12 protein-coding genes and 1 tRNA gene are annotated in these 14147 nt (G+C 59.4%); 4 read left to right on the plus strand and 9 right to left on the minus strand.

What is annotated here, in order from left to right:
- The first annotated feature begins 53 nt into the window (after positions 1-53).
- Positions 54-1289 (plus strand): tyrosine-type recombinase/integrase, encoded by a 1236-nt coding sequence (locus ABXR19_RS17255; RefSeq protein ID WP_354602396.1) that lies wholly within the window; start codon positions 54-56, stop codon positions 1287-1289.
- On the opposite strand, the gene ABXR19_RS17260 is transcribed toward ABXR19_RS17255, so the two are convergent.
- From ABXR19_RS17260 to ABXR19_RS17290, 7 genes are all read right to left on the minus strand, one after another.
- A complete protein-coding gene (locus ABXR19_RS17260; RefSeq protein WP_354602397.1) occupies positions 1196-1726 on the minus strand; it encodes a recombinase family protein in 531 nt (176 codons plus the stop codon). The two genes, ABXR19_RS17255 and ABXR19_RS17260, sit on opposite strands and share 94 nt — an antisense overlap.
- 633 nt (positions 1727-2359) lie before the next feature.
- Complete coding sequence (locus tag ABXR19_RS17265) at positions 2360-4276, minus strand: PAS domain-containing sensor histidine kinase (RefSeq protein ID WP_354602398.1); 1917 nt, start codon at positions 4274-4276, stop codon at positions 2360-2362.
- A gap of 29 nt (positions 4277-4305) precedes the next feature.
- Positions 4306-5091, minus strand: coding sequence for an ABC transporter permease (locus ABXR19_RS17270; RefSeq protein ID WP_354602399.1), 786 nt, complete (start codon positions 5089-5091; stop codon positions 4306-4308).
- A complete protein-coding gene (locus ABXR19_RS17275) occupies positions 5084-6013 on the minus strand; it encodes an ATP-binding cassette domain-containing protein (protein WP_354602400.1) in 930 nt (309 codons plus the stop codon). The genes ABXR19_RS17270 and ABXR19_RS17275 overlap by 8 nt, the downstream gene beginning before the upstream one ends.
- Complete coding sequence (locus tag ABXR19_RS17280; RefSeq protein WP_354602401.1) at positions 6013-6621, minus strand: glutathione S-transferase; 609 nt, start codon at positions 6619-6621, stop codon at positions 6013-6015. Before ABXR19_RS17280 ends, ABXR19_RS17275 begins: the two co-directional genes overlap by 1 nt.
- 147 nt (positions 6622-6768) lie before the next feature.
- A complete protein-coding gene (locus tag ABXR19_RS17285; protein WP_354602402.1) occupies positions 6769-7425 on the minus strand; it encodes an alpha/beta hydrolase in 657 nt (218 codons plus the stop codon).
- Entirely contained in the window at positions 7422-7733 is a 312-nt protein-coding gene (locus ABXR19_RS17290) for a (2Fe-2S) ferredoxin domain-containing protein (RefSeq protein ID WP_354602403.1), read from the minus strand. Before ABXR19_RS17290 ends, ABXR19_RS17285 begins: the two co-directional genes overlap by 4 nt.
- Before the next feature lie 106 nt (positions 7734-7839).
- Here ABXR19_RS17290 and ABXR19_RS17295 point away from each other — a divergent pair, with 106 nt between their 5' ends.
- Positions 7840-8616, plus strand: coding sequence for a metallophosphoesterase family protein (locus ABXR19_RS17295; protein ID WP_354602404.1), 777 nt, complete (start codon positions 7840-7842; stop codon positions 8614-8616).
- Positions 8617-8629: 13 nt separating this feature from the next.
- On the opposite strand, the gene ABXR19_RS17300 is transcribed toward ABXR19_RS17295, so the two are convergent.
- Both ABXR19_RS17300 and ABXR19_RS17305 read right to left on the minus strand, forming a co-directional pair.
- Positions 8630-10531 (minus strand): hybrid sensor histidine kinase/response regulator, encoded by a 1902-nt coding sequence (locus ABXR19_RS17300; protein WP_354602405.1) that lies wholly within the window; start codon positions 10529-10531, stop codon positions 8630-8632.
- Positions 10528-11877: an HD-GYP domain-containing protein gene (locus ABXR19_RS17305; protein WP_354602406.1), complete on the minus strand. Its 1350-nt coding sequence runs from the start codon at positions 11875-11877 to the stop codon at positions 10528-10530. Before ABXR19_RS17305 ends, ABXR19_RS17300 begins: the two co-directional genes overlap by 4 nt.
- A gap of 136 nt (positions 11878-12013) precedes the next feature.
- Here ABXR19_RS17305 and ABXR19_RS17310 point away from each other — a divergent pair.
- Both ABXR19_RS17310 and ABXR19_RS17315 read left to right on the plus strand, forming a co-directional pair.
- Positions 12014-12089 (plus strand) — tRNA-Phe (locus ABXR19_RS17310).
- A 285-nt stretch (positions 12090-12374) separates the two neighbouring features.
- Positions 12375-13718: a tyrosine-type recombinase/integrase gene (locus ABXR19_RS17315; RefSeq protein WP_354602407.1), complete on the plus strand. Its 1344-nt coding sequence runs from the start codon at positions 12375-12377 to the stop codon at positions 13716-13718.
- The last annotated feature ends 429 nt before the right edge of the window (positions 13719-14147 follow it).

The raw sequence follows: 14147 nt of genomic DNA on the forward strand, positions 1-14147 counted from the left end.
CGAAACGGGTAATGAGGCCTTCTTTCCCCTGCATATATATACCCGGAGAGTAAATGCGCCGAACGATTGCCCGCCTGCGCGACTTGGATGTCAAGCAGGCCAAACCGAACGAAAACGGCAAAACACGAGTCCTCCCTGATGGTGATGGCCTGCGCCTCCTCATCATGCCAAACGCCCGTAAACACTGGCAATTCCGCACTGCCAGCGGCGGCAAGGAGACCTGTCTCCAAGTAGGCACGTACCCCGATATGTCTCTGAGCAAGGCGCGCGAAGAAGCATCAAAGCTCCGCGAAGTTCTGCGCAGCGGGAAAAGCCCGGTGGTCGAACGGAAAATTGAGCGTGCGCGTCGTAGCTCCGCCCGCGCGACCACATTTAAGGCTGTCGCAGAGGAGATGTTCAAAGTCAAATCAATGAACGTGTCGACCAGCTACCTCGCAAAACTGCGGGGCGCCTTGGTCGCAAACATCTATCCACCCTTGGGCGAGCTTCCCATCCAAAGCATTGATTCACCCATGCTTCGGCAGGCGCTACTCAAGATTGAGAAGCGCGGCAGTCTCGACATGCTGGGCAATGTACGCCGCTGGGCGGGCGAGGTTTTTGACTTCGCCAAGGCAACGGGACGTTTTACAGGTGATAACCCCGCGCACGCACTGGCAAGAAATATCTTTGCCCAACATGAAGCCGGCGAAATGCTTGCTCTGCCTTGGGCTGAAATGCCGACCTTTCTGACCCGCCTTGAGCTGATGCACGCGGAATTCTCCACGCTATGCGCAGTTCGCCTCCTGACCATGACCGCCGTGCGCCCCAATGAAGCGGCTGGCGCACTCTGGGGCGAGTTTGACCTTGATGCTGCGCGCTGGACGATTCCCGCCGCGCGGATGAAAAAGCGCAAATTTCATGCTGTGCCCCTCGCCCGGCAACTGGTTGAACTACTGCGCGAGCTGCACGAAGTCAGCGGCCAGAACGACTACCTTTTCCCTTCGCGCCGAGGCGGCAATCTTCCTCACCTGACAACAGCCGGGCTACTCAAAGCAGTTCGGCGCGCTGCCGGGCATGCCAATGTGCACGCCCACGGCATGCGCGCGGTTTTCCGCACCTATGCGGGCGAATCCAAGCTTTGGGAGTTCGAGGTCATGGAGGCCGCCCTGCACCACGGCAAGGACAAGGTAGTTGGCGCGTACGACCGGGCCACGCACTACGAAGCCCGGATAAAACTTGCGCAGTGGTACGCCGACGAGTTGGATGCATTGTTGAACAAGCGGGCACCGGTTCTGCAGGAGGCTGCGTAATGGCAAGGCCGCCGATTACTGGAAATCCGCGAATTGATTCCTTGGTGGTGCAGGTTGACGAGTTGGATAAGTAGTTTGCAAAGAAGGGGCTGCCAAAAGTCGGCGGGGCGGCGATTGGTGATTGGGTTAATCGGGTCTGCCTTGTCGCCTGTGAAGGTGAGGCCTTCCTTGCAAAACTTCACTGTCACGCCCTTGGCTGTCAGGCGCTCCACGATCTTCTCCAGATCCCCCAGGCTACGGGCGAGGCGGTCAATGGAATGGACAATGAAGGTGTCACCCTCTCGGCAATGCTCTAAGGCTGCCTGCAGGTGTGGCCTGTTGGTGTCCTTGCCGCTGGCCTTGTCAGTGAAGATCTTGTCTGTGGTGATGCCGTCAAGCTGGCGCTCAGTGTTCTGCCCTACGCTGCTGACGCGGATGTATCCGACTACATGGCCCATGGTCTTGCTCTCCTTGATTGCAAATGTGTCAAGGTGAAGTCCAAGACCATTTGAGCCTGACTATCAATCGAATCTAAATCAACTTAGATTGGACACAATATCTGTCAAGGCTAGGTGTCCGGCTGGGGTGTAGCCTGACTGGACAACAGGCCGCAGGGTTTGGGAAGACCGGACATAATGTCCGCTAGTTGCCCCCGGCGAGTCAGGAGGCAGGGGCAGGCTAGGTAAGGCATAGGGGCGAGGCCAGCAGGGAAGGTGCCGATGGTGCAGCCATTCATACAGCGAGGGCGCGCGGCCCTAACGTGTCTCCGCTCGGGCTGCCTGTGGTGTGGTTTGGGGTGGGGTGGGGTACGGGGATAAAACGTTTGGCCTCCCGTGCGTTGGAAGCCTCTCACATTTTTCTGCTGAAATATTTCGGGCTTTGGATCATTTCAAGGCACAGGTATAGCAGTCCATTTCAATACACGCTACCATACGGACTAGCGCTGGACATGGCTGAAAGCCCCGTGGAGACTGGGTTGTAGAGGAGTGCTCTTGCTCTTCATCCTCTCCACCACAAATTGACAAAGGCCAGACTTGCTCTGGCCTTTTCTTTTCGCACTACGGCAACACTGGCGCCGCCTCAGGTTCCGGCTAAGCAGCCCCGGCAGGCCCGACCGGAGCGGTCAAGGGCAAACTCAGTGTGAAGCTTGTGCCTTGCCCCGGCGTGGAATCCACCGCGATGGATCCGCCCAGCACCGTCGAAACCAGGCGGTAGACAATGGAAAGCCCGAGTCCGGATCCTCCCTGACCCAAGCGGGTGGTAAAGAAGGGGTCAAAAATCCGGCCCAGATTTTCATCGCTGATACCACGGCCATCGTCGCTGACGACAATCTGTACGCTTTCGTCAATCTGGCGGGCCTTGATCCAGACCTTGCCCGTACGCGTGTCATCAAGGCCGTGAAGCAAGGCGTTCTGCACCAGATTGCTGACGATCTGCCCCAGCGGGCCGGGATAGCTGTCCATCATGATGCCGGCAGGCAATTCGCTGAGTAGCTCAATCGGTTTGAAGCGCAACATCGGCCGCAAGGTATCCAGCACACCGGTCATTGTTTCGGCCAGATCAAAACGGCGTCGCCGCTCGGACGCCTGATCCACGGCGACCTGCTTGAAGCTGGCAACCAGTTCGCCAGCGCGCCGCAAGCTGACCGATGCCAGTTCCGCGCCATGCTGCTGTTCGTCGATAAAGCTCTTTAACGCCGAGCGCGTGATATTGCTGCCATCAAAATTCCGGGCCATTTCGCGCGCCTGCTCGTAAAGACTGCTGGCCACGGTAAGGGCATTGCCGATGGGCGTATTCAATTCATGCGAAATGCCTGCCACCATGCTCCCAAGCGAAACCATGGTTTCTGAATGCACCAGCTCATCTTGCGTGCGCTGCAGGATATCGACCGTATTGGCCAGAGACAGGTTGGCTTCCGCCAGGCGCTGGGTGCGCTCGCTCACGCGCTCTTCCAGGCGGGCATTAAGTTGCTTGAGTGCATCTTCAGCTTCGCGGCGCGCAGTGACATCAACAAAGGCGGCAAAGATGCAGGGATGCCCGTCATAGTTGATGGTCTCGCAACTGGCTTGAAAGTAACGAATGTCTCCGTTACGCAATCGGAAGCGCACCGGTTGGTTGCTGGAGCTACTCTGACGGCGAAACTCTTCGATCCAGGCATCGCGTTCCGCCTGTGTCACCCAGATACCGATCTGGGTCGAGGTCTTGCCCAGCAACTCGTCTTTGTTCCACCCGGCGAGTTTTTCCCAGGCCGGATTCACGTCGTAGTAGGTGCCATCCGCCAGCAGAGTGATACTCACCGGCACCGGGTTCAGATAAAAAAACGTCGCAAATTTATCCTGCGCCAGTTGCAACTCGCGCACCCGCTGCGCCAACTCATCGGCGGTTTGTGTCTGGCGGGCAGCGTGGCTACGCATCGCGGCGGCCAGACGTCCGGCCACCACTGCACCAAGCACCATGCAAAAGCTGTAAATCACCCAGTATTGAAATGCGCTGCGCGGCAGAAGCTCTGGCCAAAGGCGATCGTCCAGCACGGCCATGGCGCTGAGCGCAAAAATGATGGCGCAGCAAAGTATGCTGGAGTGCCGGGCACCACGCGTCCAGGCACTGAGAATGACAATGACTGGCAATGCTGCGGCCATGGGGGTTCGAATACCATTGACCAGCACGCATTGCGCGCAAACCAGTGCCGTCATACCCCACAGAAAAACATTCAGCGTGGCGTTGATTTTCTGACGGCGCAACAACCACAAGGCAATCAGGCTGAGGCACAGAATGCCACTAGGCATGATCACCCTCGACAGCAGGTTGGCCGAGCTGAAAATATTCGCAGCAAGACTCAAGGGCAAGCCGATACCCAGAAAAAGCCACAGCACGATGCTCAGCAAGTGGATATCCGTCTCGACCAGATGCGTGATCTGATCGCTCGCAGGCACTTCGAGATCAGCGGCAGGGTTCAAAAGCGGCACAATCAGATCCTTGACCGGAAGACCTGCATTGTGACCCAGCACGAGCGAGCAATCCTTGCCCCTTAGGGTAGCTAGCGCAGCAAGCGTCGGCGCATCAGCACGCGAGCAATCGCCACACCACTCAACGCATATGCCAGCAGCACCAGCACATGCAGCCATACGCCAGCCAGTTCGCCATGCAGCAAGAGCGGGCGGATCGCGCCGATGGCATGTCCCAAGGGCAGGACCAGGGCGGCGCCCTGCACAAATGACGGCAATTGCTCCAGCGGGAAGAACACCCCGCAGAGCATGGCCATCGGGCTGATGAAGAGCGTGAACCAGTACATGAAGAAGTCATAGCCCGGTGCCAGGGAGGTCGCAATGAAGCCAATCCCGGCAAAACACAGACCAGTCAGCAACACCAGCGGCAGCGCCATCAACGCATGTTGCCAGGAGGCCAGACCGAAGACCGTAATGACCAGCAGAATGGCAGCGCCCGAGAACAGGGATTTGGTCGCAGCCCACAACACCTCGCCGATCAGCACGTCATCCAGCGAGAGCGGCGCGTTCATGATCGCCTCCCAGGTCTTCTGCTGGTGGGCACGGGCGAAACCGGAATACAGCGCTTCGAAGGTTGCCGCATTCATGGTCGAGAAGGCGACGGTGCCGGTGGCCAGAAAGCTGATGTAGGTGACTCCTTGCACCTGTGGCAGCAGCGCCCCCAGGCCGAGACCCAGACCGAGCAGATAGATCAACGGATCGGCCAGATTGCCCAGCAGCGAAGGAATCGCCAGCCGGCTCCAGACTTTGAGGTTGCGCTGCCAGACGGCGAATGCGCGACTTGGGGAGAGGTCGAGCGACACGAACAGCTTACTCATCACGCATTTCCCGTCCAGTGAGCTTAAGGAAAACATCTTCCAGATTGGCGGGGCGATGCAGGTAGCGCAAGCCGCCCTGACCCGCGAGGTGCGCAAGCAGCGGATCGGCATCCTGCACATAACAGAAGGCGGTTTCGCCGCTGACTTCGAAACGACTGGAGAGTGCCGCCGCGTGGGTTTCTGCCCAGGCGGCAGCCCCGCCCGCGTGACCGTTCCAGTCGCCAAAGACCTCGACCACCTGGGGTTCGATGTGCGCAGCGATCACGTCGCGCGGCGTGCCGATGGCGATGATCTGACCACGGTCCAGAATCGCGATGCGGTGGGCGAGGCGTTCGGCTTCATCCATGAAATGGGTGGTCAGCAGCACCGTCTTGCCCTGGGCGATCAGGCCCTTGAGACGATCCCAGATCAGATGACGGGCCTGCGGGTCAAGGCCGGTGGTGGGCTCGTCCATGATCAGCAAATCGGGATTGGCGACCAATGCGCGGGCCATAGTCAGGCGCCGCTTCATGCCACCGGAAAGCGTGGGGACTTTGGCATCCGCCTTAGCTTCCAGCCCGGCAAAAGCGAGCAATTCGGGCACGCGGGCTTTTGCCACATCGGCCGGAATACCGAAGTAACGCGCGAAGACGAGCAGGTTCTCGGTGACGGTGAAGTCCGGGTCGAGGCTGTCGTTCTGCGGCACCACGCCGACGCGGGTGCGGGCCTCGCGCGCCCTTTCAGGCACGGGCAGACCACACAGTTCGATACGCCCGGCGGAGGGCTCAGTGTGGCCAAGCACACAGCGCAGCGTGGTCGTTTTGCCGGCGCCATTGGGGCCGAGCAGGGCGAAACATTCACCGGGCTGCAAAGTGAAGCTCACGCCGCGCACGACCTCGTGATCCCCGTAGGCCTTGTGCAGATTTTCAACAATGAGTGGCATCAGGCAACAGGCACCGTCTGGACAAAACTGGGGCGCGCGAGCAGGCGTGCGGTGTGAGCCGCCAGTGCCGGCCGCGAACTACGCCAGTCGTAAGCAGGGAAACGGAAATCGATCCAGCCAACGCAACAGGCGATGGCGATATCGGCACGACTGAACACATTGCCGTGCAGCCAGTCGCCGCTGGCCAGACGCACTTCGATGGCATCGAGTCCGCGTTCGACCTTGCCGCGCTGGCGCTCGATCACGCCGGCATCCTGTTTCTCGGCAGCGCGGCGCGTTTCCAGCAACCAGACGACGGCCGCATCGGCAATGCCGTCGGCCAGCGCTTCGAGCTGCTTCACCCGCAAAGCCTCCAGCGCATCGGTCGGCAACTGTGGCGCATTCTGCCCCAGGGTTTCGAGGTAGTCGGCAATAATCGGAGAATCGAAGAAGGCTTCGTTTTCGTCAGTCAGCAGCGCCGGCACCTTGCCCAGCGGATTGACGTCTGCGACGTGATTGCCGGCTTCCCACGGCGGATCATTCACGAACTCGAAGGGAATGCCCTTTTCAAGCAACAGCACGCGGATCTTGCGCACGTAGGGGCTGGTCAGTGAGGCGATGAGTTTCATGAGGTCACTCCGGTTGTAAATGGATGTCTGGAAAGCCGATTGTGGTATTGATCTACAGAATGCATGCCTGAAGAAGCTTGTCTGAAGAGACTTTTCAGGATGCATCAATGAAGAGCCCCGTCAGGTGAGGATCTTCAGCCTGCTTGCTTAATGGCACTCACAGGATGAACGGTTGATGATGTCTTTCAGGCAATGCAGGCGGCCATGAAAAAAATGGTCGGCGCCCGGCACGACAACGACCGGCACATCCAGCGGCTCGGCCCAGCGCAAGACGTTTTCCAGCGGCACAGTTTCATCTTTCGCGCCATGAATCACCAGCGTGTCCGCGCCGACGGCTTCGGTGTCGTACTGACGCGCGCCTTCCACATGACCCGCCGCCGTGCCCACCAGAATCAGGCGCTTGGCGGGCGTCCCGGCTTCGGTCAGGCGGCGTGCGACACGTGTCTGCACAAAGGCGCCAAAAGAGAATCCGGCCAGCACGGTCGGCCGGTAAGCATCCAGCTGCCAGCGCGCATGCGCCCAGTCGAGCACAGCGAGCAGATCTTCCGTCTCGGCGCCGCCGTTGTCGTGCGAGCCTTCAGATTTCCCGACGCCACGGAAATTCGGGCGCAGCGCCACATAACCCAGATCGCGCAGGGTACGCGCCAGCGTGTGTGCCACCTTGTTGGTATTGGCGCCACTGAACAGCGGGTGTGGATGAGCAATCAGCGCGATCCCACGTGGTTCGGCCGCAGCATCCACGAGCAGATCGATCTTGCCGTCCGGGCCGTCGATGAGGATTTGTTCGGTCGGCAGCGGCTTCATACTTTCAGACGCTCCACGATGCGGCCGTGCTGCAAGTGTTCACGGATGATCTCGTCGATATCCTCCTTATCGACGAAGGTGTACCAGATGCCTTCCGGGTACACCACCAGCACCGGGCCATCATCGCAGCGGCCCAGGCAACCGGATTTGTTGATGCGGATATTGCCGGCACCATCCAGGCCCAGCGCCTTGATCTGTTCCTTGGCGTAGGTTTGCAAGGCGCTGGCGCCATGATTGTTGCAACAGGTGTCGGGGGCTTCGCGCTGATTGCAGCAAACGAAAACGTGATGCTGGAAATACTGACTCATGGCGGGGGCGGCCTATTCGGGTGGGTGTGCAATTATAGGAGAGGCGGCGCTGTAGATTTTGTCTTTCGGCCCGTAATTCCTTTGTGCCCTACAGCAACGTGAATCCGTGAAATACGCCCTCATCGCCGACCTGCATGGCAATCTTGAAGCGCTGTACGCCATTCTGGCCCATGCTGGCTCACAGGGCGTAGGGCGCTACATATTCCTCGGCGACATCGTGGGCTACGGCCCGGACCCGGAGCGCGTGCTGGAAATGTGTCGCCACATGGTCAGCACCGGCGATGCACTGGCCGTGCTGGGCAATCACGATGCTGCAGCCTGCGGACGCGATTCCACCCAAAGCATGAACGACGCTGCGCGTCTGGCCATCGAGTGGACTCGCTCCTGTCTGAAACCACGTCACCAGGACTGGCTGGCCAATCTGCCGCTGATGCTGCAACGCGATCGCATGACCTGGGTGCACGCCTCGGCCCTGAACCCTGCAGCATGGACTTACATCGACAATTCTCGCCAGGCGCGGGCTAGCCTGCACGAAGCCGGCAGCACCTGGGTATTCAGCGGGCATGTGCATGATCCGATGCTCTACTACACCTGCTCAGATCAGCGCGTGCCCGGCGTGCGGCCACTGGAGAGGCGCAGCATCATCCTGCAGCCACGCCGCACCTGGCTGGCCGTCGTCGGCTCAGCGGGCCAGCCACGCGATGGCATGCCCGGCGCACGCTACGCCGTGTTCGACCGGGCGCGTTACGCGTACACCAGCTATCGCCTGGCCTACGACTACACCACCACCGCCGCCAAAATCCGCGCAGCCGGCCTGCCCGAGCGGCTGGCGCGCTACGTTGAAGGTGCGGGCCTGCAAGTGCCACGCGCCCTCAAACGCTGAGACTGATCAATGATCAAGTGCTGCGCAGCTGCCAGAGCTCAATCGCCTGGCGCAAGGCCTCCAGCGACACCGGTTTGGTGATGTAGTCGCTCATGCCGATGGCCAGCGCATTGGCGCGGTCGCCACTCATCGCATCCGCGCTCACCCCGACAATGTGCGTCTGCAGCCCGGACGCGCGCAGCGCCTCGGTGGCGCTCAAGCCATCCATCTCCGGCATGTGGGTGTCCATGAAAATGACATCGTAGACACCATCCTTGCAGGCCGCCAACGCCTCCAGCCCGTTCAGTGCCGTCGTAATGTTGCGGGCACCCAGTTTTTTGAGCAGGTTATTCAACACCATGATATTGACCTTGTTGTCTTCCACCACGAGGATGCGCGCCTCGGCCGGCACCGGAACATCATGCTGCGGCAACAGTTGCTGCGCCGTTGGCACCTCTTCCGCCAGTGCCATGCTCACTTCAAACCAGAACTCCGCGCCCTGCCCGGCCTCGCTGCTGACACCGATCTCTCCGCCCATCAATTCACACAGCATTCGACAGATGGACAAGCCCAGCCCGGTGCCACCGAAGCGGCGCGTGGTGCTCATGTCGGCCTGCTCAAAGGGCGTAAAAATATTCGCCTGCTTGTCTGGCGGAATGCCGATACCGCTATCCCGAACCGCAAAACGCAGGCGAACCTGCTGGTCCTGCCGGGCAAGCTCCCGCACGCTGACGCAGATATCGCCCTGCGCAGTGAATTTGAAGGCGTTGCCAATCAGATTGACCAAAATCTGACGCAGCCGCACCGGATCCCCCAGCAGGCTGTCCGTCGTACCCGGCGGAATTTCACAAATATAGTTCAAGCCCTTGCCACGCATCTGGATGGCAAACAAACGGCCAAGGTCGTTCAGCAACTCGCCGAGACGGAAGCCGGTCGTCTCCAGTTCCATCTTGCGCGCCTCGATCTTCGAGTAATCGAGAATGTCGTTGATGATGGACATCAGGGCTTCGCCCGAACTGCGCATGGTGCCGACATAGTCACGCTGCTCCGGATCCAGCGGTGTCGTTTCCAGTAGCTGGGCCATGCCGATGATGCCGTTCATGGGCGTGCGGATTTCGTGCGACATCATGGCGAGGAACTCGCCTTTGGCGCGACTCGCCGAAGTTGCCGCATCGCGCGCGGCAATCAGTTCCTGCTCAGCAAGGTGACGTTGCGTCACATCCGTAAAGCAATACACGCGGCCGATGATCTGCTCGCCATGGCGTGCCGGGCGTGATTTGCACTCGAACATCCGGTCATCCGCCAGTGCCAGGGTGTCGAAGGTCTCGCCGTCCTCGTCCGGGCCGAGCTCATTCAGGCGCTGCGCATACCAGGCTGGATCGGCGAGCTGACCAGCGATGAAGAGAATCAGCCGACTGTCGTCATGACGCAAAAGCAGATCATCCGGAATCCGCCACATCTGCGAAAACCGCCGGTTCATGTTGCTGATGCGGCCATGCCGATCTCGCGCCAGAATGCCATCGGCGGTCGCCTCCAGGGTGGCGCGCAGCTGTGAAGTGATGAGCGCCAGCTCCTCTTCGGCTTGCTTCTGGCTGGCAATGCTGCGCGCGCGAATGACAATCCAGCCCGGCTCGCCAGGCTCGCGAAAGACACTTTTTGAAGTCGTCAGCATCTCGCCATCGGCGCATTGATACAGACCTTCTGCTTCCAGCAAATCGGCACTGCCGCCGTTACGCACTTCCTCCCAGAAAAACACGTCAGACAGGGCGCACTCGATATCGGTAATGGGCTTGCCAATCAACTCAGCCTGGCTGTAACCCAACATCTGCAGCGCAGACAGGTTGGCCGCGCGAATTTCAAGTGAAGCCGGATCCACCAGCAGCAGAATCTCGCTGGCAGCGGCCAAGAGCAGCGCTTCTGGCGTCTGCAGGCTCACTTGTGCCCTCCGTTCTGAGCCGTGTCTGCATCAAAGAAATAGGTCACCCGCTTGCGCGGGCTGAGATAGTCATACACCGCAGCAGGCAGCTGGATCGGACGGATCGCCTTGCTGATATTGATCTCCGGCTCCTGCTCCAGATCGAGCATGATCGCCTCTTCCTTGGGCACCGCAGGGTCATAGATCATCACCCAGGGACGCAAAGGCTTTTGCGGATTCACCGACTGCACCAGCGCCAGGGCGTCATTTGAAAGCTTGACGATACTGCCCGGCGGATACACGCCCAGGCATCGAATCATCAGCTGCAAAACCTTGGCGTCGAATTTCGCCCGGCGCTGCGCGAACATCAAGGACAAAGCCTCATGCGGGGTCAGCGCCTTGGCCAGATCCATCGGGTTACACAGATTGTCGTAGTAATTCACCAGTGAAATGATCCGCGCGAGCCGGTGAATCGACTCCCCCTTCAGCCCCTTCGGATAGCCAGAGCCATCCACCATCTCGTGATGCTGAAAAATCACCAGCTGCACAGCTTCCGGCAACCCTGCCCGCACTGCCATGCGCGCACCATATTCACAATGCAGCTTGCGCAACTCGATCTCGGCGTGCGTCAACTCCTCCGGATTCTTCTTGAGAACCCGATCCGGAATATCCATCAAGCCGATGTCGTGCATCAGCGCCCCAAGGCCGAGCATGCGGCCATCCTCCATCGACACGCCCAACTCCTTGGCCAGCATCATCGACAGAATTGATGTATTCAAACCGTGGTAATACACCTCCTCGCCGCCAGCTTTTTCGCCCATGACATGCAAGGTCAGCTCGGGCGCTTCGAGAAAAGCGCGCGCCATCTGATCGACGAGCTCGCCGACCTCCTCCAGACATTCCTTGGGGCGCGACTGCAGGCTGCGGTTGATATTGCGCATGATCGCCGCGGCCTTGACAAAGGCCTTTTCCACATTGCCGATTTTCTCGCGGCGCTCCTTCAGGCGTTCGATGCGCTGACGCTTCTCGACCAGCTCAGGGCTGTCGTCAAGCACAGCCTGCGACGGCACAGGCGAAGATACGGAAGGAGGCGCCGCCTTGGCGGGAGTTAAAGCAGAAACTGCGGAAACATCGCTGCGCGCCGGGTCATAGCGGAAGCGCTTGACCCCCAGTTCGCGCAAGCCCTTGATCTGGTCGGTGGAACGGATCTTGAAATTATTGAAGCTGAACGAATGGCTGAACCACGGCAAATCAATGAACACGTACAAACCAATGCACAATTGTTCCGGGCTTACAAAGCAGTTTTCGTTGAGATCTTCAGGGGTCATGGCATTGGTGTCGCGCAGGTAGCCGGGCATCCATACCATTATCGGCAGAAGCGGCAAGCAGTTGAGGGAATGCAAAAGAGCACGCAAGCCTCAGCGCCAAGCCGGGGGAGATTGCAATAAACCACATCTAAACCTTGCTTTTAATGACTAGCCTGGCTAGAATTATCGACTCGATGGCCGGTTAGCTCAGTTGGTAGAGCAGCGGATTGAAAATCCGCGTGTCCTTGGTTCGATTCCGAGACCGGCCACCAGCATTAATTGCTTTGCTTTCAACATGTTAGCAAAGCATAAAAAAGCGGCGACTGTTTTTGGTTGGCCGCTTTTTTTGTCTGTTCTGACAGATTTCTGTCAAATTCAACAGACACTGGTTGCGCTCGACTGCGCTCGACCGACGCGTCTTTTCACAGACCGAATACCCGAAGCTATACGGAACTCCAGTTCGAAAAGGAGTTGCCCGATGCTTCACCCTAGCCCCACCCCCCTGTTTTTTTCAACCTGCCCGGTTGCGCCGGCCGCCCCACGTTTGGGAGATGGCCATGGCTGTTAAACCCTACAAAGAAGGTTCAGCTTGGTCATTTCGCCTGCGAATCCAAGGCGAGGACATTTATCGCACCGGCTACACGAGCCTCAAAGAAGCGCAGCGCGAAGCGGACCGCCTACGTGAAAGCATTGTCGGCAACACAAAGCCGCATCACAAAGGCCCATGGCAGACCTCCCTCGGAGAAGCGCTCCAACTCTACGCCAGCGAACGCCTGCCTGCGATGAAAGGCGCGCGACAAGACGCGAATCGAATCAACAAATACCTGCGCGCCTGCCGCCTCAGCACAGCCAAAGTCATCGCACTCTGCGACCCTGTCATCCAAAGCGCACAGACGTCACTGTACTTTCAAGTCCTCTTCGAGGCGCCCAGCACGGACCGTAAGGTCCCTGCATCACTGCTCGCACACCGCCAAAAACAGGCCTGCGATGCGAGCCATAGCGACAAAATCCGCCAAAAAATTGCTCGGACGCCAGTGGCTCAATTGCAGCCCTACCATCTTCAAGAGCTCATCAACGCGATGCTCAAGGACGGCTTCAAACCCGCGACGATCGGCTTGGAACATGCGCTTCTTCGCCGCCTGTTTTCCTATGCCCGGAAAATATGGCGCTGGAGGGAGCCCGCTCAAAATCCAGCCCGCGGCCTCGAACTCCCCCAGATCAATAATGCGCGTAGCCGTGTCCTCACGAATGCAGAGTGGGGAAAGATCAGTCAAGCACTCTCCAACAGCAGTAATGAGATGGTGGAACTGGCACTGACATTACTGCTGGAGACCGCTATGCGTGTCTCGGAGCCTCTATTGCATGCGGCTTGGCGCGATGTGGATTTTGACCGCAGAATCTTGAAACTGACGGATGCGAAAGCAGGCCCTCGAGAGGTACCGCTGAGCCCGGGGGCACTTGAGGTCCTCCTGAAACTGAAAGCATTGCAGGGCTCCGAATGCACGCCGGAGTCCAAAATTCTGCCGCTCACCTATGAGACGCTCAAGGCGGCCTGGCGGCGTGCCCGAGAGGCGGCCGAGGTCGAAGACGTGCGTATCCACGACCTTCGACACACAGCAGCCACCCGATTTACGCTCGAGCTTAACGGCAATCTCCCGGTATTAAAGGTGATCACAGGACATAAAACCTACTCGCAGCTATCCCGATATATCAATCTCAACGCGGCTGACGTCGCGCGTCTACTGCATGACCGCCCCCTCACTGAAGACGACGCTCCAGCAGGGCTACACAGAAAAGACCTCACGCTGGTTCCGCTACAGCAGCAAACGTGCAGCGACGGCGAACTTCCAGAAAACGTCGTGCGATTAGTGCCGAGGAGTGCAAAGGGCGGCACATCGTAACGACGCGATGTGTTCCGAAGCCCCTTTTGCAAGTAATCGCGCGGAGCGCCAAGCCCGTCGACCACTTAGCCAATGCAGGGGCCGGCAGTCCGTCCATTTGCGAGCAAAGCGAGTTGGACGGATTGACCGGTGGGCGTCAGCCCACGGTCCGGCGGCAGCCGGCGGGGAGCCGCAAACGAGGAGCCGCATCTGCGAGCGTAGCGAGTTGCGGCCCGCAGTGCAGTGGGGCGGAGCCCGACTCCCGGAGCGGTAGCGCACGGGCAAGGCGTTTCAGCCTCGACCGTCAGGGAGAGGGCCGCAGGAGGGATGCGCAGCGTCCCCTGAAACGCCTTGCCCGTGCGCTCAAGCGTCGCCGAAGGAGATGGCCGCAGGCCACACGGGAGTCGCGCAAGCGTCAGCGCGCAGGGGCGGCAAGGAGCGCAGCGACCC

This window comes from Uliginosibacterium flavum (genome assembly GCF_040566545.1).
In the GTDB taxonomy this organism is placed as follows: domain Bacteria; phylum Pseudomonadota; class Gammaproteobacteria; order Burkholderiales; family Rhodocyclaceae; genus Uliginosibacterium; species Uliginosibacterium flavum.